Below are 21,502 nucleotides of genomic sequence, written 5' to 3'. Positions count from 1 at the left end.
TCATTCCGTTTCATCGAATTTATAACCAACGCCCCATATTGTATGAAGAAACGGATGCGTATCTGTCGCGATTTTCTGCCGCAATCGTTTAATGTGAACATCCACTGTACGCTCATCCCCATAAAACTGGTAACCCCAGACTTGTTCTAACAGTTGTTCCCGAGAGAAGACTTGGCGTGGGTGTTGCAGCAAAAAGTATAACAAGTCAAATTCTTTTGGTGTCAGCGCGTCCAGTAATCGCCCCTCAAAATAAATTTCCCGCGTCTTTTTACTAATCTTGAAATATTTCGTTTCTAAAATATCATTATCTGCAGGTCTTGCTGATGTATCCAGGGTTTGACCTTTACGACGCGTCACAGCTTTAATTCGTGCCATCAATGTTAGTGGGCTAAACGGCTTTGTCACGTAGTCATCTGCTCCAATTTCCAGGCCTAACACTTGATCTGACTCGGACTCTTTCGCTGTCAAAATAATAATTGGAACATCACTTGTCTCGCGAATTTTGTGACAAATCGTCATTCCGTCCATCCCTGGCAGCATCAAATCAATAATGACGATGTCCCAATTTTCCTTGCCAAACGTTTCGAAACCGTCTAAACCATCGTGCACAAATGTAGCGTCTATCTTTTCCTTCATAAAAAACATTTCAATCATCGTACAAACACTGACATTATCTTCAATCATTAATAATTTCATCGGTTTTTGCCTCTCTCTCATTAAAGCTCTCCCTTAAAATTAGACTATATTCACCATGAAATCAAGCTAAATAATGTTTTTCGCAAAAGTTTAAAACCCCGCACACAATTTGTTCATATTATTTTCATACCTAACGTCTAATCTGTAGAAAGAGCAAGACGAAATGGAGGAAATGATATGAATTTTATCAAACGGGCATTACTCAGCATGAAAGCAAGAAAAGGAAGAACAATTTTGCAATTATTCATTTTTACAATCGTATGTGTACTGATTCTATCTGGGTTCACGATTCAGTCCGCAGCCAATAAAGCAAGCGAGCTAGCAAGACAGGAATTGGGTGGAGACGTAACGCTTAGTGTTGACCGTGAAAAACAAATGGAGGCACAGCAAAAAGAATCCTCATCTAGTTCAGGTGGTACTCCTGAGCGCCGTATGTTCCAATCTACGCCTGTAGCTGTTTTGGCAGCGAAGAAGCTAGCAGAACTTGACCATGTGGCGGGTTATAATCTTTATTCCAATACACAAGCTTTAGCATCCGGATTTGAGCCAATTGCATCATCAAGTGACACATCACAATCCGATGAGTCTTCAACGGAACAAGGTCCAGGAGGCAATGATTCCAATCGGCCGCAAATGGTGCAAGCCGATTTAAGCGTATCGGGTATTTTGGATTCTGAAACGGCCACCAAATTCAAAGCTGGAACGGATAAACTTGTATCCGGAAAAGCAATCACAGCAAGTGATGTTGGCAAGAACGTTGTCATGATTGAAAAGACGCTAGCCGAAGAAAATGATCTCAAAGTTGGTGATACAATTAAAATTCAATCTAGCGATGAGTCCACAACTGTTACATTAACTATTAAAGGTATTTATGAAACAACTGATTCAGGAAGTGATGCAGCAGCTAACTTCTCTTTCTTAAATCCATACAACACGATTTACGTCCCATATACGGTTGCTAATACGATTAAAGGCAACGATGCAAAGGATACCGTTGATTCCGCGATTTATTTCATGGATGATGCCGCAAACATCAGCGCTTTCGAAAAAGCCGCTAAGAAAGTAAACGCAGTAGATTGGGACACATTCAAATTAGATGCCAATGATGCGACATATCAACAAATGATTGGTCCAATCAATAATGTAGCTGCTTTTTCTAAAAATGTTGTCTACATCGTATCAATTGCTGGTGCACTAATCTTGGGACTACTTGTAATGATGCAAATTCGCGAGCGCAAATACGAAATGGGAGTGCTACTCGCTATCGGGGAAAAACGCTCCAAACTTGTAGGTCAGTTCCTCGTTGAAATTTTAGTAGTAGCCATTCTATCATTCGGAATTGCTGCGGTAAGTAGTCACTATGTAGCGCAAGTTGTTGGTAACCAGCTACTGACGCAACAAAACGAAACTGCATCTGAATCAGCATCAACAACAAACCAGAGGGGACCAGGTGGGAATTTTGGTGGCCCGGGTCCAGGCTTTGGTTCATCACTCACAGCGAATACTGCTGAAATAAAAGCGCTCGACATTCAAGTAAGCCTAGAAGACATGTTGAAAATGGGCGGAATTGGTGTTGGCATAGCCTTTATTTCTGTATTATTACCGTCCATTCTAGTTCTTCGCATGAATCCAAAAACAATCTTAACAAAACAAGAATAGGAGCGTGATTTTTATGACAAAAATTTTAGAATTTCAAGATGTAAGCTATGCGTATAAACAGAATGACAACCCGATTTTGGATAAAATAAACTACACTTTCGCTACAGGTGTTTTCTATACGGTTGTTGGTAGCTCTGGGTCAGGGAAAACCACATTTCTATCTTTAGCTGGTGGCCTCGATACCCCACAAGATGGCGATATTTTCTATAAAGGACTATCTTTGAAAAAAATCGGACTCAACAAATATCGCAATCAATACGTCTCAATCGTATTCCAAAGTTATAATTTGTTAACCTATATGACTGCACTTCAAAACGTGACGACTGCAATGGAAATCACGCATGTAAATCAACAAGATCAGAAACGATTCGCACTGGATATGTTAGCGAAAGTTGGTATTGACGAGAAAATGGCGCGACAAAAAGTGCTAACATTGAGTGGGGGACAGCAACAACGCGTTTCCATTGCTCGTGCACTATGTTGCGAAACCGATTTAATTGTAGCGGATGAACCGACCGGAAATTTGGATGAGCGCACCAGTAAAGAAGTTGTGACGCTATTCCAAGATTTGGCTCACAAAGAAGGAAAATGTATCATCATGGTAACACATGACCCAGAAATCGCTAAAGTATCTGATGTTAAAATCACGATGAAAAATGGAAGTTTTGATGTAAAAGAGCAAGTAGTAATTACAGCATAAATAAATGAGCCGAATCAGCGTTTTTAGCTACTAGTCTGATTCGGCTCATTTTAATCTATAGGAATGTTAAGAAGCGTAGATGCCAAAGCGACTCATGATGCGCCATGATCGTTTTGGCATCTATCAAATCGCTATTTGTTGTTGTGTGCAGGCCTTGCATCATGTAACAATCATATCCCAAGCCATGCGCAAATCGAATCGTTGTGTCCACGCAGTATTCCGTTTGAGCCCCACAAAACTCGATTTTGGATACATCTAAGTCATCAAGAATATCCTGTAAACCTGTCTTATAAAAGGAGTTTGCATGTGTCTTGTTTACATAAATATCATCAGGCAGGTTATCTAACGCCGCCATCAGTGACCACGAATCACTGCCAATAACCAATTCCTCATCCACATGTTGCACAAAAATCACAGGTTTTCCTTCATCTCGATAACTTGCAACTCTCTGATTTACCCCGTCCAACACATTATCCAAATTAGCTAGCGGGAAATCCACTGAATTTACACCATTTTGCAAATCAATCACAACTAAAACATCACTTTTCATATTAAAACATCCCTTCAAGATTCATATTTCATAGGCAATCCCATTCTCTCAGCAAGTACCAAAAAGAAATCCTTGTCAATCTCAAAATGCCCATAACGCAAGGAAGAGCGATATTTCTGCCAAGCTTCCAATTGCGAAATCGTATGCAAGGGCACTTGTTTTGCATCAGGAAAAAAGTCAATATCTTTACGATAAGGCACAAATGTCTCGCTCATCGCAAACGGATAAATTTCAGAACCTTTCACCCGCCCAATTGCCGTAAAACTTTGACATTTCTCATCCGTGTTAAGCGTCTGTTTTGGGCTGTAATAAACCAACCAATCACCTGGTTTCATTTTTTTCAGAGGCGCCTCCTTGCCGTGGCATAACTGCGAAAAACCACCTGCAACACCTAATGCGACATGATTTAATGAAGCTACGCCAATCCAATATTTTGTCATCCGAATCACCTTCCTGCGTTCGTTTTTTTCCATAAAATTATTATAATGCGCAAACTTGCATAAGTCTATTCAATAAAGTTTGACAATACCTAGCCGTATCCTTTATAATTTCAAGTATCATACATTTAAAAATAGTGTGAGACTAAAGAGATATGCCCGTTTGCAAGAGAAATGTTCCTTGGCTGGAAGAACATAAACGAAACAGCTATTTCTGTGCTACCTCACGTTACGACTATTTTTCGTCTTATTCCGCGTTAAGGATACTAAAGAGGTAATGATCAAGTCTTATATCATTGCAAACAGGGTGGTACCGCGAACATATTCGTCCCTGTATTGCGAGATGATATGAGGCTTTTTGTTTTGTATTCATACTCGCGCGCCAATTAAAAAGGAGGAAATAAAATGAAACAATTAACTAGTGCTGAAGTGAGACAAATGTTTCTAGACTTTTTCAAGGAAAAGGGGCATAAAGTGGAGCCAAGTGCGCCACTTGTACCGATTAACGATGCATCTCTATTATGGATTAATAGCGGGGTCGCAACGCTAAAAAAAATACTTCGATGGTAGCGTGATTCCAGATAACCCGCGGATTACAAACGCACAAAAATCCATCCGTACAAACGATATTGAGAATGTTGGTAAAACAGCGCGCCATCACACGTTTTTCGAAATGTTAGGTAACTTTTCAATTGGTGAATATTTCAAGGAGGAAGCAATTGTTTGGGCATGGGAATTTTTGACGAGCCCGCAATGGATTGGCTTTGATCCTGATAAATTATACGTGACGGTCTATCCAGAAGACGAAGAAGCAAAAGCCATTTGGAAAGAAAAAAGTTGGCTTAACAGACGATCATATTGTGCCAATCGAAGACAATTTCTGGGATATCGGCGAAGGTCCAAGTGGTCCAGATAGTGAGATTTTTTACGATCGTGGTGAGACATACGGAAACGATATGACAGATCCAGAACTATATCCAGGTGGCGAAAATGAGCGCTATTTGGAAATCTGGAACTTAGTATTTTCCCAATTCAATCACAATGCAGATGGCACATATACACCGCTTCCAAAGAAAAACATCGATACCGGGATGGGCTTAGAACGTATGGTTTCGATTATTCAAGACGCACCAACAAACTTTGAAACAGACCTATTCATGCCAATTATTCGTGAAGTCGAAGCAATTTCTGGTGAAAAATATGGGCAAGATCCAGCAATAGATACAGCGTTCAAAGTGATTGCTGACCATGTGCGTACCGTAGCTTTTGCGATTGGTGATAGTGCTTTGCCATCTAACGAAGGACGTGGCTACGTTTTGCGTCGCTTGCTACGCCGTGCCGTTCGTTACGCTAAAAATCTGAACATAAACGAGCCGTTTATGTATAAATTAGTACCAGTAGTAGGCAAAATCATGAATAGCTACTATCCAGAAGTAGAAAAACAAACCGATTTTATCCAAAAAATTGTACGTACGGAAGAAGAACGTTTCCATGAGACGCTAAATGAAGGTTTGGCTATTTTAGAAGAAATGATGGCAGCTGCAAAAGATTCCGGTCAAATGAATGGTGCTGACATTTTCAAATTATACGATACATTTGGATTCCCAGTCGAGTTGACAGAGGAATATGCAGAAGATAACGGTCTAACAGTTGATCACGCAGGTTTTGAAGCAGAGATGGACAAACAACGAGATCGTGCACGTAACGCCCGAGCTGATGTCAAATCAATGAGCGTGCAAACGGAACTTTTGACAAGTCTAACAGAAAAAAGCGCATTTGTTGGCTATGAAACAACGTCAGTTACAACAGAAGTACTCTACATTATCAAATCTGGTAGTTTAGCAGAAAGCGCATCACGTGGCGACAAAGTCCAAATTATTTTTAAAGAAACACCATTTTATGCAGAAAGTGGTGGTCAAATTGCGGATCAAGGAACAATTAAGAAATCCGGATTTACTGCGGCCGTTCTAAACGTCCAAAAAACACCAAACAAGCAAAACATCCATGAAGTACGCGTTGAAGAAGGCATTTTGAACAAAGGTGACCATGTGACATTGGAAGTAGATATAGCTTCTCGTCACGGCATCGTGAAAAATCATACAGCAACTCACTTATTGCATCGCGCGCTAAAAGATGTTTTAGGAGACCATGTCAACCAAGCTGGCTCACTTGTAGAGCCAAACCGCCTACGTTTTGACTTTTCCCATTTTGGTCAAATCACAGACGAGGAATTACAAAAAATGGAACACATCGTCAATCGCAAAATTTGGGAACAGCTCGCAGTTGATATTAAAGAAATGCCAATCAATGAAGCAAAAGAACTTGGAGCAATGGCACTGTTTGGCGAAAAATATGGTGATGTTGTTCGCGTTGTCCGCATCGGTGATTACAGCATCGAGCTTTGCGGCGGTTTACATGTGAAAAACACATCCGAAATCGGGCTTTTCAACATTATCTCTGAGAGTGGAATCGGAGCAGGAACTCGCAGAATAGAAGCGGTCACTGGTGAATCTGCATATCGTTTCTTAAACCAACAAGAACATTATTTAAAAGAAACGGCGCACCTACTTAAAACAACACCAAAAGAAGCACCGCAAAAAGTAGAACAATTATATCAAGAAATGCGCGAATTAAAACGCGAAAATGAATCGCTTCTAGCCAAACTTGCACATGCAGCAAGTGCAGATATTTTCAGCAATCCAGAAGATGTTGGTGGTGTGGCGGTCATTGCAAAACAAGTAAACGCGAAGGACATGAATCAGTTGCGTCAATATATGGATAACTGGAAAGAAACGAAAGCGAGTGGAATCCTCGTTCTTGGTGCAGCTCATGACGATAAAGTAAGTCTTATTTCCGCAGTTTCCGAAGACCTTATTAAAGAAGGCTATCATGCAGGTAAACTATTAAAAGAAATTGCGACTCGTTGTGGTGGGAATGGTGGCGGACGACCAGACACAGCACAAGCAGGTGGTAAAGACCCAGAAAAATTAGCTGGTGCATTAGCTTATGTCTCAGAGTGGGTATCTTCCCAGCAGTAATTAAGTCGCGAATTAGGCTCTGCAATCTTTTTTGCTAGCATCTTCTTTGTTATTTATTGCGACTTAGTGTAAAATGAAATGTGGACAATAGCGATAACAATAGAAAGAGGTGCTGATCAAAATGGCTTCTGATAAAACAATGTTCTATAGTTTTGGCGATGATTCGATTGAGGAAGATGTCAAAATTCTGATGGGTAAAGTGTATGTTGCCCTAGAAGAAAAAGGATATAATCCGATTAATCAAATTGTTGGTTATTTGCTTTCTGGTGATCCAGCTTATATTCCGCGCCATAATGATGCTCGTAATTTGATCCGCCGTCTAGAGCGTGATGAGATTATCGAAGAATTAGTAAAGTCTTACCTAAAAAACAATAAGATTGGTGAAAAATGAGAATAATGGGGTTAGATGTTGGATCAGTGACTGTTGGCGTAGCTATCAGTGATGAGCTAGGCTGGACTGCACAAGGCATTGAGACAATCACAATAAATGAACGCGCAAAGCAATTTGGCTATGATCGCGTAAAAGAACTTGTAGCTGAGTACAATGTCAAAAAAAATTGTAGTAGGCTGGCCCAAAAATATGAATAATACGGTTGGTGAACGAGCAGAAGCATCCGAAAAGTATGCGGAAGTATTGGAGAGTCGCACTGGAATCCCTGTTATTCTATGGGATGAACGACTAACTACCGCGGCCGCAGAACGCACATTGCTAGAAGCAGATGTTAGCCGCAAAAAACGTAAAAAAGTCATTGATAAGCTTGCAGCGGTAATGATATTGCAGTCTTATCTAGACGCAAATAATTAATTAAAAGAGGTGTCAATTATGACAGAAAATCATGAACATGATCACGAGCATATCACAGTAGTAGACGAAAATGGTAACGAGGAGCTATACGCGGTTCTTTTCTCGTTCAATTCCGATGAGTTTGAGAAATCCTACGTTCTGTATTATCCAGAAAGTGCAGAGGACGAAGAAGAAATCGAATTACAAGCATCTTCTTTCATTGAAAATGAAGATGGTACTCAAGGTGAGTTAAAACCTGTAGAAACAGAAGAAGAATGGGATATGATTGAAGAAGTCTTAGCAACGTTCTTGGAAGACGAAGACGCCGAATAAGTCATTCGAAAGGGACGGCAAACGCGTATCTGTGTCGTTAAAGTCTGTGCTCCGATGCTCACGTATAGATATACGCTCCGCTTCGGTGCTCGACTTTGCCTAGTATCTACGCATTTGTCGTCCCTCTAAGGTTTGGCGATTTCATAGAGTGTTTTAAGTTCAAAATATGATTTTTTCGGGTACACGAAAGAAGCTGGGGAGTTAGCGCAATTTAAGTGCTAACTCCCCAGCTTCTTCTTTTTTATGCGTTTATTTTACGTTTCTTCATAATCTTCACGATTAAGTACACTACAATCACGACTAATAATGCTAGCATCGTATAGCTGATTGGACGAATGTATTGCCCGACTACGCTCCAATTGGCGCCCAGTTTGTAACCTAAGTAAGTTAGAAAAATGTTCCAAGGTATGCAACCTAAAATGGTGTAAATGACAAATTTCCAAATGTTCATATTTGCAATTCCTGCTGGGAGTGATATAAAAGTTCGAATGACTGGTAGAATACGTCCGAAAAACACTGCTGACGTGCCATATTTTTGAAACCAGTGTTCGGCAAGGCTCAGGTGCCCAACGTTTAGAAAGATGTATTTTCCGAATTTTAAAACGAGAGCTCGACCGCCGAATTTTCCGATGTAATAGGCGATTAGTGAACCAACGAGGTTTCCTGTGATGCCAGCAAAGACGACAAGCCAGAAATTCAAATCACCTGTTTCAGCCATAAAACCGCCAAATAGCATGACAACTTCGCTTGGGAGTGGGATGCAGACGCTCTCGATGACCATTGCCCAGAAAATACCCCAGTGGCCAAATAAGTCAATTAAGCTCATGACGAAATTTTGCAGTGCTTCAATAATAGAATGTAACATGGAAAGCCTTCTTTCATTTTGATTGAACCGTTGAATGATGCTTCCTTATTATACCTAAATTTGTCGGAAACGTCACGAATTTATATTTTTTATTGAATGTAGTTGAACTCTTGTAGTGATTACCGTTATAATAGATGGAGAACAGTTTTGCATAGAAGAATGAAAGAGGTTTAGAGATGAAAAAATCTAAGAGCAAAATGATCACGATTATTATTTCGAGTATTGCTTTGGTTTTGGTTGCGTTAACTGTTGGCGGCTATTTTTACGTTGATTCGCAACTTCAAGCTGTTAATGCATCGAGCAAGGAAACAATTATTGTAGACATTCCGAAAGGCTCCAAAGTGTCGGAAATTGGTGATATTTTGCAAGAAAATAATGTGATTAATAGCAGTGTGATTTTTACGTACTATGTGAAATATAAAAATGAAACGAACTTAAAAGCTGGAAAATATAAACTGAGCCCATCGATGACTGTCGAACAAGTGGTTAATGAACTGAAGAGAGGGGAAGTAATTGCGCCATCTAAACTTGTAATACCAGAAGGATATTCGTTGGATCAAATCGCGGATCGCATGGTTGTTTACAAACCGGAGCTTCAGAAGGCGGATATTTTGAGCGTGATGGACGATAAAGCATTTGTGAATGAATTGATGACGGCATATCCTGATACGGTGACAAAAGATGTTCTGGCACCGAAAATTAAGCACCCGTTAGAAGGTTACTTGTACCCTGCAACATACGAATTTACTGGGAAAACGGATATTAAAGCGATGATAAGTGACATGGTCAAGGCAACAGATGCTAATATCGCGAAATACAAGCCAGAACTCACAAAACAAAAAAATGTCCGTGCACCATTTCTTAACGATGTCATCGCTGATTGAAAAGGAAGCCACGGCAAATGTGGATCGTAGTAAAATTTCGAGTGTTTTTTATAATCGTTTGAAAGAAGGCATGCCATTACAGACAGATCCAACAGTCCTTTACGCGCTTGGCAAGCATAAATCACGCACGATGTATGAAGATTTACAAGTGGATTCGCCATACAACACATACAAATACAAAGGTTTGCCACCTGGTCCGATTTCCAACAGCGGAAAGACATCAATGGAAGCAACATTGAACCCGGAAAAAACGGATTATCTATACTTTTTAGCGAATACGAAAACAGGTCAAGTTTATTTTTCTAAAACACTAGAAGAGCATAATAGATTAAAAGAAGAACACATTACAAATAATCAATAAATGGACACGATAAGCGTTTGTTTTGCTCTTTAAAGGGCAGAAACAAGCGCTTATCATTGGTCTTTAAAGGGGATTTAGAACAGTGAACGATACATTAATTCATAGTTATTTGCTTTCACACATTCCGGAACGCAAGCCGTTTTTTATGGATTTGGAAGCTTATGCAGCAGAACACGAAGTACCAATTATGGAAGTAGATTCGATGCATTTTATGTTACAAATTATGCAAATTCAACAGCCGAAGCGAATCTTGGAAATCGGAACAGCAATTGGTTACTCGGCGCTACGGATGGCGGATGCGTTGCCAGATGTACATATTGTCACGATGGAGCGTGATCAAACGCGTTATGACCGCGCTTGGCATAATGTCCATGCTTTTGGTGTGGAAGATCGGGTGGAAGTATTGCTGATGGACGCTTTAGAAGATAGCTCCATTGTGCTTGAAAAAGAGAATTTTGATGCTATTTTCATTGATGCTGCAAAAGCACAGTATGCCAAATTTTTCGATGTGTATATTGATAAATTGGCTCCAGGTGGCGTTATTTACAGTGATAATGTCCTTTTCAAAGGATTGGCATTACATGATACGCCGCGCGCGCAACAAAAACAACGTGTTTCTAGAAAAATGCGGGAATTCAATGATTGGCTTTTGCAAAATCCAAATTTCACTACGACGACTGTTCCTTTAGGGGATGGCCTTGCGATTAGTCGCAGAAAGGAAGGCGCAAAGTGATGAAGAAAAAGCCGATAGTAGTAGGCGTGACAGGCGGTAGTGGTTCTGGGAAAACAAGTGTGAGCAAAGCAATTTATGAACATTTTACAGGACATTCAATTTTGATGTTAGAGCAAGATTTCTATTATAAAGATCAAGCTGAGATGGCCTTTGAGGAACGGCTAAAAACGAATTATGATCATCCTTTGGCGTTTGATACGGAGCTATTGATTCGTCATCTTAAGCAATTACTGCGTTACGAGCCAATTGATAAGCCGGTTTATGATTACGAGCTTTACACGCGTTCAACCGAGATTATTCATCAAGAACCGAGAGAGGTCATTATATTAGAAGGAATTTTAATCTTAGAAGATTCGAAGTTGCGCGATCTTATGGATATTAAGGTATATGTCGATACAGACGATGATATTCGAATTTTACGGCGGATGGTTCGTGATGTGAATGAACGCGGGCGGACGATGGAGTCGGTAATTGATCAGTATTTGAACGTGGTGAAGCCGATGTATCAGAAATTTATTGAACCAACGAAAAAATATGCCGATATTATCATTCCAGAAGGTGGCGAAAACAAGGTTGCAATCGATTTAATGACGACAAAAGTAGCGACAATACTCGAAATGAAACGATAAGGTAACGCTACGACTTGTAATTACACGCAAATTAAGATAAAATTTCACTATTGGACAAAAATTTGCTGGACATTCCCTGAGAATCGTGGTAATCTTTCAGGCGTAAAGTAAATACATGTTGAGGCGCGGAAAAGGAAACAGACTTCCGTGCTTTTCAAATAACATAACGATGAAGGAGAGAAAGAATTTGGCTACAGAAAAAGTATTCCCAATGACACTAGAAGGTAAAGCAAAGCTAGAAAATGAACTAAATGAACTAAAAACTGTGAAGCGCAAGGAAGTCGTAGAACGTATTAAAATTGCCCGTAGTTTCGGTGATCTTTCGGAAAACTCCGAGTACGATTCTGCTAAAGACGAGCAAGCTTTTGTCGAAGGGCGCATTACAACACTTGAGAACATGATTCGCAACGCACAAATCATCGATGCTAGCGCAATGAGCGGTGAAGTTGCGCTTGGAAATACGGTGACTTTCATAGAACTACCAAATGGTGATGAAGAAAGTTATACGATTGTAGGAAGTGCTGAAGCAGACCCATTCGAAGGTTTAATTTCCAATGATTCACCGATTGCGAAAGCTTTGTTAGGTTGCAAAGAAGGCGATGAAGTATCGATTCAAACCCCAGGCGGCGAAATGAACGTCAAAATTACGAAAATCAGCGCGTAATAGAATATAATAAATCATTTGAAGAAAATAAAGCAAAACCTCAGCGAAGCAAAAAAGGTTTATATTCTGGGAAAAGGGCAGTACCAGGTGCGGAGCGTATTTGCGTACGTTGACTGAAAACAGGGAGGAAGTAATATTCTGACCATGTGAGAAGTTATGCGAAACGTAGAGTAGAAGAGCACTGGAACGGAGCCTTTAACGACGAAGATAAACCGTTTTCGCTTCGCCGAGCTAGGTAAGGTGGTGGCATATATGGACAAGAAAACACAAAAAGAAGAGCAGCGACGCAGTGCCCAGAACCAAGTGGAAGCATCTCGCTCTAAGCAAAATAGTAAACATAAAAGAACGAGTATCACTTTAAACGTATTGATCATAATTATGAGTTTAGCAATTGTTGCTGTTTTATGGCTTGTTTTTTTTTTAACGGCTGAGGATTCGGCAGATAAAGTGGAAAAAGAGCCGAAAACGGAGCAAACGCAAAAAGCAGATGATACGAAAAAGGATGACTCTAAAGCAAAGGACACCGAGAAGCCGAAAGAGCAAACGACGGAAACCAGCGATGATCCTAATGTGTCGAAAGTGATTACGAAAGATTGGAAACCAGTCGGAACAGAACAAAAAGGTGATCATGTGAATTCCTATGAAATGGGGAGCCAGGATTGGGAAGAGAAAGTGAACGCATTTTCTGAGGCGACAGGTATTGATAATGGTGACATGACCATCTGGTATGTTGGTCGTGGAGAAGACCCAGCAACGCAATCTATTGGTACGGTTACATCAAAATCAGAGCCAGACAACGCTTTTCGAGTGTATATTACTTGGATTGACGGATCAGGATGGCAACCGATAAAAGTAGAAGTATTGAAAACAAATGATAAGAAAAACTGATAAGACTGTGTTTCGATTGGATTATCCCTTTCGAACGCAGTTTTTTTAAAGGGAAGGACGATGAATGGTGGGTAAAATCGCAATTATTGGTGCAATGGAAGAAGAAGTGACAATTTTACGTGAACAAATGGTTGGCTTGGAGGAAACGACTATAGCCGGTGCAGTTTTTTATACAGGTAAATTAGGCGGCAGCGAGATTGTTTTGCTTAAATCTGGTATTGGAAAGGTAAATGCAGCGTTATCGACGGCATTGCTATGCGATCATTATGATATTTCATTGATAATAAATACTGGTTCTGCGGGTGGGATTGGCGCGGAGTTAGAAGTGGGGGATGTCATTATTTCAGACCATTTGGCGTATGGGGATGTTGATGCGACAGCTTTTGGCTATACATATGGTCAAGTGCCACAAATGCCTGCGCTTTATCAAGGCGATGAGGAGGCAATGCGCTTGGCACAGCAAATCTATCAGGATAGCTTTTCGGAAGGGAATAAAGCAGTTTATGGGCTTGTCGTGACGACGGATTCTTTTATTCACCGACCAGATCAGCGGGAATTGATTACAACTTTCTTCCCAGAGGTCAAAGCAGTGGAAATGGAAGCTTGCGCTATTGCTCAAGTGGCGCACCAATTTGAAGTACCATTTTTAATTATTCGAGCACTTTCTGATGTTGCCGATAGTGAAGCAAGTGTTTCTTTTGATGAGTTTTTGGTGACGGCTGCAAAGAATTCGTCAGCGTGTGTTGTGAAGCTGGTCGAACAGCTATCGTATTGAAAAGCGCCCGCTAATAGAGAAGCGGGCGTTACTATTATACTAAATCATTTGTTAAATCTAGGAACTCTTCTACATCACCCACTGCAATTGCCAGTGCGCTTTCCCAGAAATCTGGTTTTGTTAAGTCGATATTTAGATGTTTTTGTGCGAGCTGTTCGGTTGTCATGGCGCCGGTATCTTGTAGTAAGGCGATGTATTTGTCTTCATAGCCACTTCCTTCTACGATAGCTTGGTGATAAATTCCTAATGAGAAGAGGTAACCAAATGTGTAAGGGAAGTTGTAAAATGGAACATCTGCAATGTAAAAATGTAATTTTGAAGACCAGAATTGTGGATGATATTCAGATAATGCATCTTGGTACGCTTCTCGTTGTGCTTCCTTCATTATTTCGTTAAGGCGATCCGCGGAAACAATTCCTTTCTTGCGTGCTTCATAAAAGCGGGTTTCAAACAGGAAACGAGCTCGAATGTCCATAAAAAATGCGATGCTACGACCAATTTTATCTTCCAATAAGATGATTTTCTCTTCTTTTGTAGCGGCTTCTTTAACGGAGGCGTCTGCGATAATCATTTCGGCGAATGTCGATGCAGTTTCAGCTACATTCATCGCGTAATTCGTATTTTCGAATGGTTCTTCGCGGATGACGTGAGAGTGAAAAGCGTGCCCTAGTTCGTGTGCAAGTGTTGCGACGGTTCCAGGAGCGCCATCATATGTCATAAAAATTCGGCTTTCTTTCTCCATTGGAATATCAGTGCAAAAGCCACCAGGACGCTTGTTATCACGATCTTCAGCTTCAATCCATTGTTGTTCAAACGCATGCTTTGCAAAACTAGCCATTTTCGGACTGAACTTCGCGAATTGCGTTAGAATAAAATCGGCACCTTCTTGATACGTGTATTTCTTCGGTTCAGAATCAAGTGTTAATGGGGCAAAAACATCATGGAAGCTTAATTTTTCTATGTCGAATAGTTGTGCTTTGCGATTTAGAAACGCAACGAATGTTGTTTTATGTTTTTCAATTACTTCCCACATCGTTGCTAAGGTTTTTTCATCTAAACGATTGATTGCAAGTGGTTCGGCGAGAACGTCATCCCACTTACGAGCCCGGTAAACAGCAAGGCGGAAACCAGCTAAATGGTTTAATGTATCACTGAACAATTGCGATTGCTCTTGCCACGCTTTTCCATAGGCTTCAAAGACTGCGACACGAACAGTCCGGTCTGGATGGCTCAACAAATTTAAGGCTTGGCCAGCAGATACTTGCTTTTCTTCGCCATCTATTACTACAGGGATGCGGATTGTTGCCACGACGGTATCGTAATGATCTGACCAGCCACGATAACCATCGACGCTTAAAGCATTGATAACAGCTTCTTCTTCCCGTGTTCCTTTTTTCTTGCGATTGTCGCGCGCTTCATTTAACACAAAGGCGATTTCACTCAAACCATTTTCTGTAAGGAGGGAAGTCCACAGCGCATCAGGAACTAAGGCAAATTTTTCATGCCATTCATTTTCGATTGTTTCTAGTTCTGACAATTGTTGATAGACACTGCCAGTTAATTCTACTGCTTTCAAATCCCGTGTGTCAGCAGAGGATAGACATTCTAGAAAAGCTGCTGCGTTCATGAGTTGTTTTGTAATATCTGCATTTTGGTTAATTAAAAGTAAAAATTCACTGACATCTTCTTTACTCCCTGGAATCGGCCAATTGCTAACCGCTTGTTTAAATAACGCAATTTCGTTCGCTGTTTCAGAAAGCGCTGTAGCTAACTCTTCGGAGCCACTGCCACCTGAATAAATCGAATCTAAATCCCAAATTAATGTATAGTTTTTTGACATCATAATCCCCCTATATTTCCGTATTTTCCATTTCATTATAGCACTTATCTCAGATTTTTTTGTAAAATACGCGGAAAGATGTTAAAATTTATAAGGATTACATGTACGCGTGATTGTTTGGCCTGCCAAAACTCGTATAAACTAATTAAATAATAAAGAGGTGCCTATTTTGCTAAAAAATTTCTCACCGGATAGAATGTTAACAACGCCTTTTGGTATCACCGCGGACCAATTGCGAAAAATGGGGAAAACGACGGTACTAACAGATTTAGACAATACGTTACTAGCTTGGGATCAACTGGACGCGACCGACGAGATTTACAACTGGTTCCGTGTGTTGGAAGAAGCGGGTATCAAAGTAATGATTGTGTCTAATAATAATGAAGAGCGTGTGAAGCGCGTTGCTGTGGCTACAAAAATTCCATACTTGGCGAAAGCGAAAAAGCCATTGGCAGCCTCATTCCAAAAAGCGCTCGCGGATCTTGGCTCAACGCCAGAAGAGACAGTGATGATTGGCGACCAAATTATGACCGATATTTTCGGTGGGAACCGCCAAAAATTGACGACTATCTTTGTTCGCCCAGTGAAGGATACAGATGGTTTTGCAACGAAGTTTAATCGATTTATGGAACGTATTATTTTGAAGCAATTAGCTAAAAAATCAGAATTAAAATGGGAGGATTCTCTGTGACCGAAGAATTAAGATGTATTGGCTGTGGAGCCGTTATTCAAACTACCGATAAAACCCAACCAGGATACGCACCAGAATCAAGCTTAGAAAAAGAAGATATTATTTGCCAGCGTTGTTTTCGCTTGAAACATTATAATGAGATTCAAGATGTACCGTTAACCGATGATGATTTCTTAAAAATCTTGAATCAGCTTGGTACGAAGCAAGCGCTGATTGTCTATGTTGTTGATATTTTCGATTTTGACGGTAGCTGGTTACCAGGTCTACATCGTTTTGTTGGAAATAACCCGGTACTGCTTGTCGGAAACAAAGCCGATTTGCTACCTAAATCATTGAAACGCGAACGCTTGACGCAATGGATGCGGGGGCGTGCTCGTGAACTTGGCCTAGCACCAACTGATTGTGTTTTAGTCAGCGCTGAAAAAGGTCACTCTTTTGATGCTTTGCTTGAAAAAATGGAAGAAGAACGCGCTGGCCGCGATGTGTTTGTTGTTGGGTGTACAAACGTTGGGAAATCAACACTTATCAATCGAATTATTAAAGTAGCCACTGGTGAAAATGATGTTATTACAACCTCCCAATTTCCAGGTACGACGCTTGATAAAATCGAAATCCCGCTTTCAGACGGTAGCGTTCTTGTTGATACGCCAGGGATTATCAATCACCATCAAATCGCGCATGTGATTGACGCTAAAACGCTAAAACTCGTATCACCAAAAAAAAGAAATCAAACCGGTAACCTACCAGCTGAACGAGGAACAGACCTTATTTTTCGGCGCGCTAGCTCGATTTGATTATACAAGTGGTGGTAGAAGATCGTTCGTTGTTTATACGTCAAATAACTTGATGATTCATCGCACGAAGCTTGAAAAAGCCGATAACCTATATGCAACACAAGCTGGAAAGCTGTTGCAACCGCCCGGTGAAATGGGTATAGAAACATTGCCGAAGTTGGTACCGTACCAGTTTGCGATTAAAGAAAAGGCGGATATTGTATTCTCAGGACTCGGCTGGATTACTGTTTTAGAAGGTGGCGCAAAAGTGACCGCTTGGGTTCCTGAAGGCGTGAGCGTAACAGTTCGTCGCTCGATTGTATAGTTAGGAGGCGATTTTGCCAATGAAAGAATTATACTGTGTTATCGGAAATCCAATCGCCCATTCGTTATCTCCAGCAATGCACACAGCATTATTGGAGCAGAATAAATTAGATGCGAGCTATGTTCCTTTTTTACTAAATGAGGCGTCCTTCACACCCGCCATAGAAGGACTTAAAGCTCTAGGTGTTAGTGGGTTCAATGTTACGAGCCCTTTTAAAGAAGCCATTCGCCCTTTTTTAGATCAATTAGATTCAGAAGCTGCGGCTTGCGGTGCTGTGAATACAGTCGTAGTTAAAGAAGGACAATGGATAGGTTATAATACAGATGGTGTTGGCTACTTGCAAGGTTTACAAAGCATTCGTCCTATCACAGAAAACGACCAAATATTAGTTCTTGGTGCGGGTGGTGCGAGCAAAGCGATTTACCATGCCCTTAAGCATCATACGAAAGCGAGTCTGACTGTCGCCAACCGGACGCTTGAAAAAGCTATGAAAATGGTGGAAGGTACGGAGCATCGGGCTATGAGTTTAGTTGAAGCGGAGTCGCAAATTGCTAAGTTTACAATCGTTATTCAAACAACATCAGCCGGACTTACGAAAGAAAATGCAGAATTACCAATCAGATTGCATGACTTAACTGCAGGCACCATTGTTTCTGATATTATCTATAATCCTGCCGAAACGCCTTTTTTTAAAAGAGGCAAAAATTTATGGAGCCATTACGCAAAACGGTTTACCTATGTTTGTCAACCAAGCAGCGATTGCTTTCCAATTATGGACAGGAATAGAAGCAGACCGTGAACTCATGCGAAACACTGTACTGAAACAATTAGGAGGAAAATAATGTTAACGAATATTCAAAAGCGTTTTTTACGCAAAGAAGCCCATGATATCGATGCCATTTTTCAAGTTGGAAAAGGTGGGGTATCTCCACATTTGATTAAGCACATTGTCGAAGCTATTGAAGTTCGCGAGCTAATCAAGGTTTCGATTTTACAAAATTGTGAGCAACCAAAAGAAGAAGTGGCGGAAATGATTAGTTCGCGCTCAGGATCAGAGCTTGTGCAAGTTATTGGCCGTACAATTATCCTTTATAAAGAATCGAAAAACAAGAAACAAATCCAATTACCATAAGAAGGTGTATCTGATTTGAAAGCGAAAATCGGCATTTTAGGTGGTACGTTTGACCCGCCACATCATGCGCATTTAATTATTGCCAATGAGGCACGTATTAAACTAGGGCTTGAAAAAATTATTTTCCTGCCTAATGCTATTCCACCACACAAAAAAGAAAGTGGGCTAGCAAGCAATGCTGATCGCCTAAAAATGATTGAACTTGCCATCTCGGACAATCCCTTTTTTGAGGTAGATGACCGTGAAATGCATCGATTTGGCAAGTCTTATACGTATGATACGATGATTGAAATGACAAAGGAGTTTCCAAATGCCTCTTTTTCCTTTATAATTGGCGGAGACATGGTTGAATATTTACCGAAGTGGTATCATATTAATGAACTGATAAAACTTGTGAACTTTGTTGGCGTTAATCGACCACATTACGATGGGGGAACAGCTTACGACATTGACACGATTGAAGTTCCAGCTATGGACATCTCGTCTTCGATGTTAAGAGAACGTTTAGCCACAGGATTACCAATCGATTATTATGTTCCCAATGAGGTTAGCGAGTATATAAAGGAGCATCATTTATATGAATAGAGAAGAAATCTTGGAAGCAGTCAAAGAAGCGATGCCTGAAAAACGTTTTATTCACACACTTGGCGTTGAAAAAACAGCGCTCGAGCTTGCGGATCATTATAAATTAGACCGAGGGCAAGTGAGCTTAGCTGCCTTGTTGCATGATTACGCGAAGTATATGGATAAAGAAGCAATGATGGCGGTTATGGTTGAGCAAAAAATGGATCCCAAATTATTCACATACAACGAAGAACTTTGGCATGCACCTATTGGGGCCTATTTTGCAGAAACGAAATTTGGTGTAGAAGATGAAACGGTTTTAAAAGCCATTGCTTGCCACACAACCGGGAATGCCGCGATGAGTATGATGGATAAAGTTATCTATCTTGCCGATTACACTGAACCGAACCGTTCATTTCCAGGCGTTTATAAGGCTCGTCGTCTCTCTTTTGACTCTTTAGATAAGGCTATGTTGTTTGCTTTGTCCAACACAATTACGTTTTTAATTACGAAAAGACAACCCATTTTTCCCGATACATTTGAAGCTTACAACTATTTTGCACGTTTACAAATTGAAGGTGAGGTATAACTATTGAAAAGTCATGATTTATTAATGTTAACCGCAAAAGCAGCGGACGATAAACGAGCAGAGGATATTATAGCGCTGAATATGCAAGGGTTATCCGCATTTGCTGATTACTTCGTCATTTGCCACGGTAACTCTGACAAACAAGTACAAGCCATTGCACAAGAAATTAAAGAACAAGCTAATAAAAATGAGGTAGAAGTGAAGCGTTTAGAGGGTTTTGATGCAGCCAAATGGATTTTAATCGATTTAGGAGACGTTATCGTTCATGTCTTCCATAAAGATGAACGTAGCTACTATAATCTTGAAAAACTCTGGGGAGATGCGCCACTTGAAGATGTCCGCGCGGCTTTCACCGTCTAATAAAAAACGATGAGGTTGAGACATAACCCAGATAAATAGGCTTTCAAGCGCTCGCATTGTTGGGGCTGTTCGAATAAAATGAATGACAGCCCCAATATGCCTATGAGCATCGCGAAAAGGCGTTCTTTCAGGATTATTTAGAATAAGGATGAAGAACAATCGAGTGGTTCTGCTGCATGCAAGAAGTTACGCTTAACTTCTTGCATGGTCGAGGAAACTACCCTCCCCCTGCTTTCAGTCATCATGTAAAGTCCCAATATACATGTGAGCGGAGCGAATATGTAATCCTTCAAAATCCCTTGAATACAAAGCTTTCGCTCGATTTGTATGAAACAAAATTTTCGTCCTACCCAAAAAAAGTGGGTAGGGCGATTTTTATCTCGTTTGGAGTTTGTCCCAAACTTTTTTATGGAAAGAGGTTGAAGTGATATGAGTTATGAATATTTTCCGAATTTCTATGATGCTCTCATGGACGAGGAGCTTTACGATAACTGGTTTTCGTTCGCCAAGCCCTATTTGCCTGAGGGTGGTGGAAAAGTGCTTGATGTTGCTTGTGGGACCGCTGAGCTTGCTGTTCGGTTGGCTAAGCGAGGATTTGAGGTTACTGGCATTGATTTGTCGGAAGAAATGCTGAGTGTGGCTAGTGAAAAAGCATTCCAAGAAGAAGTTTCATTACTATTGTTACAACAAGACATGTCCCAAATGGAGCAGTTAGGTGCATTTGATTTAGTCACTTGTTTTTGTGATTCGCTCAATTACTTAGAAACAGAAGAACAAGTTTACGGCGCATTTCACAGTGTCTATTCAAATTTGAGAGCGGACGGTGTCTTTTTGTTCGATGTCCATTCCGTATACAAAATCGATGTACTGTTCAAAGATTACAGCTATGGTGATAGCGATGAGGAAATTTCGTGTATTTGGAATTCTTTTGAAGGAGAGTATCCGCATTCTGTGGAGCATGAGCTAACTTTTTTCAAGCAAAACCAAGATGGCTGTTACGATCGCTATGATGAGCTACATAAAGAGCGTACTTTCCCAGTTGAGTGGTACAAAAAAGCGATAACCGCAGCAGGATTTCGTAAAATAAAAATTTGTGCTGATTTTACGGATTTTGAGCCTACTAAAACCAGTGAAAGAATCTTTTTCATATGTGAGAAATGACTTTTAGCAGTCGTTTCTCTTTTTTTATGTTTTGGGGTTTCGCAAGTGAATAAAGGAGAAATGAAGCGGAG

The 21,502-nt window shown here is 40.5% G+C and carries 20 protein-coding genes and 5 pseudogenes; 20 read left to right on the top strand and 5 right to left on the bottom strand.

The genetic code is table 11. The features are described 5' to 3' along the window. Positions 1–696, bottom strand: a complete 696-nt coding sequence (gene pieR, locus PROCOU_RS01810; RefSeq protein WP_036069364.1) for a two component system response regulator PieR — start codon at positions 694–696, stop codon at positions 1–3. Positions 697–873: 177 nt separating this feature from the next. On the opposite strand from pieR, the gene PROCOU_RS01805 reads away from it, so the two are divergent. Together PROCOU_RS01805 and PROCOU_RS01800 are read left to right on the top strand one after the other, a co-directional pair. Further along, on the top strand, positions 874–2,355 hold the full coding sequence (locus PROCOU_RS01805) for an ABC transporter permease (RefSeq protein ID WP_036069280.1): 1,482 nt from the start codon (positions 874–876) through the stop codon (positions 2,353–2,355). Between the two features lie 13 nt (positions 2,356–2,368). Continuing rightward, the gene (locus PROCOU_RS01800) at positions 2,369–3,055 is read left to right on the top strand and encodes an ABC transporter ATP-binding protein (RefSeq protein WP_036069278.1); all 687 of its coding nucleotides are present in this window, start codon (positions 2,369–2,371) and stop codon (positions 3,053–3,055) included. A gap of 55 nt (positions 3,056–3,110) precedes the next feature. Here the strand turns inward: PROCOU_RS01800 and PROCOU_RS01795 are convergent, their stop codons facing one another. Together PROCOU_RS01795 and PROCOU_RS01790 are read right to left on the bottom strand one after the other, a co-directional pair. Continuing rightward, positions 3,111–3,605: a cysteine hydrolase family protein gene (locus tag PROCOU_RS01795; RefSeq protein ID WP_036069276.1), complete on the bottom strand. Its 495-nt coding sequence runs from the start codon at positions 3,603–3,605 to the stop codon at positions 3,111–3,113. 14 nt (positions 3,606–3,619) lie between these two features. Further along, positions 3,620–4,045, bottom strand: coding sequence for an EVE domain-containing protein (locus PROCOU_RS01790; RefSeq protein ID WP_036069275.1), 426 nt, complete (start codon positions 4,043–4,045; stop codon positions 3,620–3,622). 402 nt (positions 4,046–4,447) lie between these two features. Here PROCOU_RS01790 and alaS point away from each other — a divergent pair. The 4 genes and pseudogenes from alaS to PROCOU_RS01770 all read left to right on the top strand — a co-directional run bounded on the left by alaS (position 4,448) and on the right by PROCOU_RS01770 (position 8,197). Beyond that, positions 4,448–7,080: pseudogene (alaS, locus tag PROCOU_RS01785) on the top strand (alanine--tRNA ligase). 121 nt (positions 7,081–7,201) lie between these two features. Then, positions 7,202–7,471, top strand: coding sequence for an IreB family regulatory phosphoprotein (locus PROCOU_RS01780; protein ID WP_036069273.1), 270 nt, complete (start codon positions 7,202–7,204; stop codon positions 7,469–7,471). Next, positions 7,468–7,885 (top strand): annotated as a pseudogene (ruvX, locus tag PROCOU_RS01775) (Holliday junction resolvase RuvX). The gene PROCOU_RS01780 and the pseudogene ruvX overlap by 4 nt, the downstream one beginning before the upstream one ends. An 18-nt stretch (positions 7,886–7,903) precedes the next feature. After that, on the top strand, positions 7,904–8,197 hold the full coding sequence (locus PROCOU_RS01770; RefSeq protein WP_036069272.1) for a DUF1292 domain-containing protein: 294 nt from the start codon (positions 7,904–7,906) through the stop codon (positions 8,195–8,197). 241 nt (positions 8,198–8,438) lie between these two features. Here the strand turns inward: PROCOU_RS01770 and PROCOU_RS01765 are convergent, their stop codons facing one another. Continuing rightward, positions 8,439–9,062 (bottom strand): DedA family protein, encoded by a 624-nt coding sequence (locus tag PROCOU_RS01765; protein WP_036069271.1) that lies wholly within the window; start codon positions 9,060–9,062, stop codon positions 8,439–8,441. A 176-nt stretch (positions 9,063–9,238) separates the two neighbouring features. On the opposite strand from PROCOU_RS01765, the pseudogene mltG reads away from it, so the two are divergent. The 6 genes and pseudogenes from mltG to mtnN all read left to right on the top strand — a co-directional run bounded on the left by mltG (position 9,239) and on the right by mtnN (position 13,996). Beyond that, positions 9,239–10,307, top strand: a pseudogene (gene mltG / locus PROCOU_RS01760) (endolytic transglycosylase MltG). An 82-nt stretch (positions 10,308–10,389) separates the two neighbouring features. After that, positions 10,390–11,040, top strand: coding sequence for an O-methyltransferase (locus PROCOU_RS01755; RefSeq protein WP_036069270.1), 651 nt, complete (start codon positions 10,390–10,392; stop codon positions 11,038–11,040). Continuing rightward, the gene (gene udk, locus PROCOU_RS01750; RefSeq protein WP_036069268.1) at positions 11,040–11,669 is read left to right on the top strand and encodes a uridine kinase; all 630 of its coding nucleotides are present in this window, start codon (positions 11,040–11,042) and stop codon (positions 11,667–11,669) included. The genes PROCOU_RS01755 and udk overlap by 1 nt, the downstream gene beginning before the upstream one ends. A 187-nt stretch (positions 11,670–11,856) precedes the next feature. Further along, the gene (gene greA / locus PROCOU_RS01745; RefSeq protein ID WP_036069267.1) at positions 11,857–12,333 is read left to right on the top strand and encodes a transcription elongation factor GreA; all 477 of its coding nucleotides are present in this window, start codon (positions 11,857–11,859) and stop codon (positions 12,331–12,333) included. 252 nt (positions 12,334–12,585) lie between these two features. Then, positions 12,586–13,221: a DUF1510 family protein gene (locus PROCOU_RS01740; RefSeq protein WP_036069266.1), complete on the top strand. Its 636-nt coding sequence runs from the start codon at positions 12,586–12,588 to the stop codon at positions 13,219–13,221. Positions 13,222–13,285: 64 nt separating this feature from the next. Beyond that, the gene (gene mtnN, locus PROCOU_RS01735; RefSeq protein WP_036069265.1) at positions 13,286–13,996 is read left to right on the top strand and encodes a 5'-methylthioadenosine/S-adenosylhomocysteine nucleosidase; all 711 of its coding nucleotides are present in this window, start codon (positions 13,286–13,288) and stop codon (positions 13,994–13,996) included. A gap of 34 nt (positions 13,997–14,030) precedes the next feature. Here mtnN and PROCOU_RS01730 read toward each other — a convergent pair whose 3' ends face one another. Then, a complete protein-coding gene (locus tag PROCOU_RS01730) occupies positions 14,031–15,836 on the bottom strand; it encodes a M3 family oligoendopeptidase (RefSeq protein ID WP_077913288.1) in 1,806 nt (601 codons plus the stop codon). 169 nt (positions 15,837–16,005) lie between these two features. On the opposite strand from PROCOU_RS01730, the gene PROCOU_RS01725 reads away from it, so the two are divergent. From PROCOU_RS01725 to PROCOU_RS01690, 8 genes and pseudogenes are all read left to right on the top strand, one after another. Continuing rightward, the gene (locus PROCOU_RS01725) at positions 16,006–16,527 is read left to right on the top strand and encodes a YqeG family HAD IIIA-type phosphatase (RefSeq protein ID WP_036069262.1); all 522 of its coding nucleotides are present in this window, start codon (positions 16,006–16,008) and stop codon (positions 16,525–16,527) included. Continuing rightward, positions 16,524–17,625 (top strand): annotated as a pseudogene (gene yqeH / locus PROCOU_RS01720) (ribosome biogenesis GTPase YqeH). The gene PROCOU_RS01725 and the pseudogene yqeH overlap by 4 nt, the downstream one beginning before the upstream one ends. Positions 17,626–17,644: 19 nt before the next feature. Next, positions 17,645–18,467, top strand: a pseudogene (gene aroE, locus PROCOU_RS01715) (shikimate dehydrogenase). Next, a complete protein-coding gene (gene yhbY, locus PROCOU_RS01710) occupies positions 18,467–18,757 on the top strand; it encodes a ribosome assembly RNA-binding protein YhbY (protein ID WP_036069260.1) in 291 nt (96 codons plus the stop codon). The pseudogene aroE and the gene yhbY overlap by 1 nt, the downstream one beginning before the upstream one ends. A 15-nt stretch (positions 18,758–18,772) precedes the next feature. After that, positions 18,773–19,342, top strand: coding sequence for a nicotinate-nucleotide adenylyltransferase (locus tag PROCOU_RS01705; RefSeq protein ID WP_036069259.1), 570 nt, complete (start codon positions 18,773–18,775; stop codon positions 19,340–19,342). After that, a complete protein-coding gene (yqeK, locus tag PROCOU_RS01700; protein ID WP_036069258.1) occupies positions 19,335–19,910 on the top strand; it encodes a bis(5'-nucleosyl)-tetraphosphatase (symmetrical) YqeK in 576 nt (191 codons plus the stop codon). Before PROCOU_RS01705 ends, yqeK begins: the two co-directional genes overlap by 8 nt. 3 nt (positions 19,911–19,913) lie before the next feature. After that, on the top strand, positions 19,914–20,270 hold the full coding sequence (gene rsfS, locus PROCOU_RS01695) for a ribosome silencing factor (RefSeq protein WP_036069257.1): 357 nt from the start codon (positions 19,914–19,916) through the stop codon (positions 20,268–20,270). A gap of 429 nt (positions 20,271–20,699) precedes the next feature. Then, complete coding sequence (locus PROCOU_RS01690) at positions 20,700–21,431, top strand: class I SAM-dependent DNA methyltransferase (RefSeq protein ID WP_036069256.1); 732 nt, start codon at positions 20,700–20,702, stop codon at positions 21,429–21,431. Positions 21,432–21,502: the final 71 nt, after the last annotated feature.

It is taken from the genome of Listeria rocourtiae FSL F6-920 (assembly GCF_000525975.1).
GTDB lineage: Bacteria > Bacillota > Bacilli > Lactobacillales > Listeriaceae > Listeria_A > Listeria_A rocourtiae.
The sequence above is the reverse complement of the archived record's forward strand: the minus strand, read 5'-3'. Positions and strand labels throughout refer to the sequence as shown.

Excerpts from the sequence above, each read along its gene's own strand:
- PROCOU_RS01740 (WP_036069266.1), top strand. The coding sequence starts at position 12,586 with ATGGACAAGAAAACACAAAAAGAAGAGCAGCGACGCAGTGCCCAGAAC.
- PROCOU_RS01690 (WP_036069256.1), top strand. The coding sequence starts at position 20,700 with ATGAGTTATGAATATTTTCCGAATTTCTATGATGCTCTCATGGACGAG.
- PROCOU_RS01765 (WP_036069271.1), bottom strand. The coding sequence starts at position 9,062 with ATGTTACATTCTATTATTGAAGCACTGCAAAATTTCGTCATGAGCTTA.
- PROCOU_RS01800 (WP_036069278.1), top strand. The coding sequence starts at position 2,369 with ATGACAAAAATTTTAGAATTTCAAGATGTAAGCTATGCGTATAAACAG.
- PROCOU_RS01780 (WP_036069273.1), top strand. The coding sequence starts at position 7,202 with ATGGCTTCTGATAAAACAATGTTCTATAGTTTTGGCGATGATTCGATT.
- yhbY (WP_036069260.1), top strand. The coding sequence starts at position 18,467 with ATGTTAACGAATATTCAAAAGCGTTTTTTACGCAAAGAAGCCCATGAT.
- PROCOU_RS01795 (WP_036069276.1), bottom strand. The coding sequence starts at position 3,605 with ATGAAAAGTGATGTTTTAGTTGTGATTGATTTGCAAAATGGTGTAAAT.
- PROCOU_RS01770 (WP_036069272.1), top strand. The coding sequence starts at position 7,904 with ATGACAGAAAATCATGAACATGATCACGAGCATATCACAGTAGTAGAC.
- PROCOU_RS01730 (WP_077913288.1), bottom strand. The coding sequence starts at position 15,836 with ATGTCAAAAAACTATACATTAATTTGGGATTTAGATTCGATTTATTCA.
- yqeK (WP_036069258.1), top strand. The coding sequence starts at position 19,335 with ATGAATAGAGAAGAAATCTTGGAAGCAGTCAAAGAAGCGATGCCTGAA.
- mtnN (WP_036069265.1), top strand. The coding sequence starts at position 13,286 with ATGGTGGGTAAAATCGCAATTATTGGTGCAATGGAAGAAGAAGTGACA.
- PROCOU_RS01790 (WP_036069275.1), bottom strand. The coding sequence starts at position 4,045 with ATGACAAAATATTGGATTGGCGTAGCTTCATTAAATCATGTCGCATTA.
- pieR (WP_036069364.1), bottom strand. The coding sequence starts at position 696 with ATGAAATTATTAATGATTGAAGATAATGTCAGTGTTTGTACGATGATT.
- PROCOU_RS01805 (WP_036069280.1), top strand. The coding sequence starts at position 874 with ATGAATTTTATCAAACGGGCATTACTCAGCATGAAAGCAAGAAAAGGA.
- udk (WP_036069268.1), top strand. The coding sequence starts at position 11,040 with ATGAAGAAAAAGCCGATAGTAGTAGGCGTGACAGGCGGTAGTGGTTCT.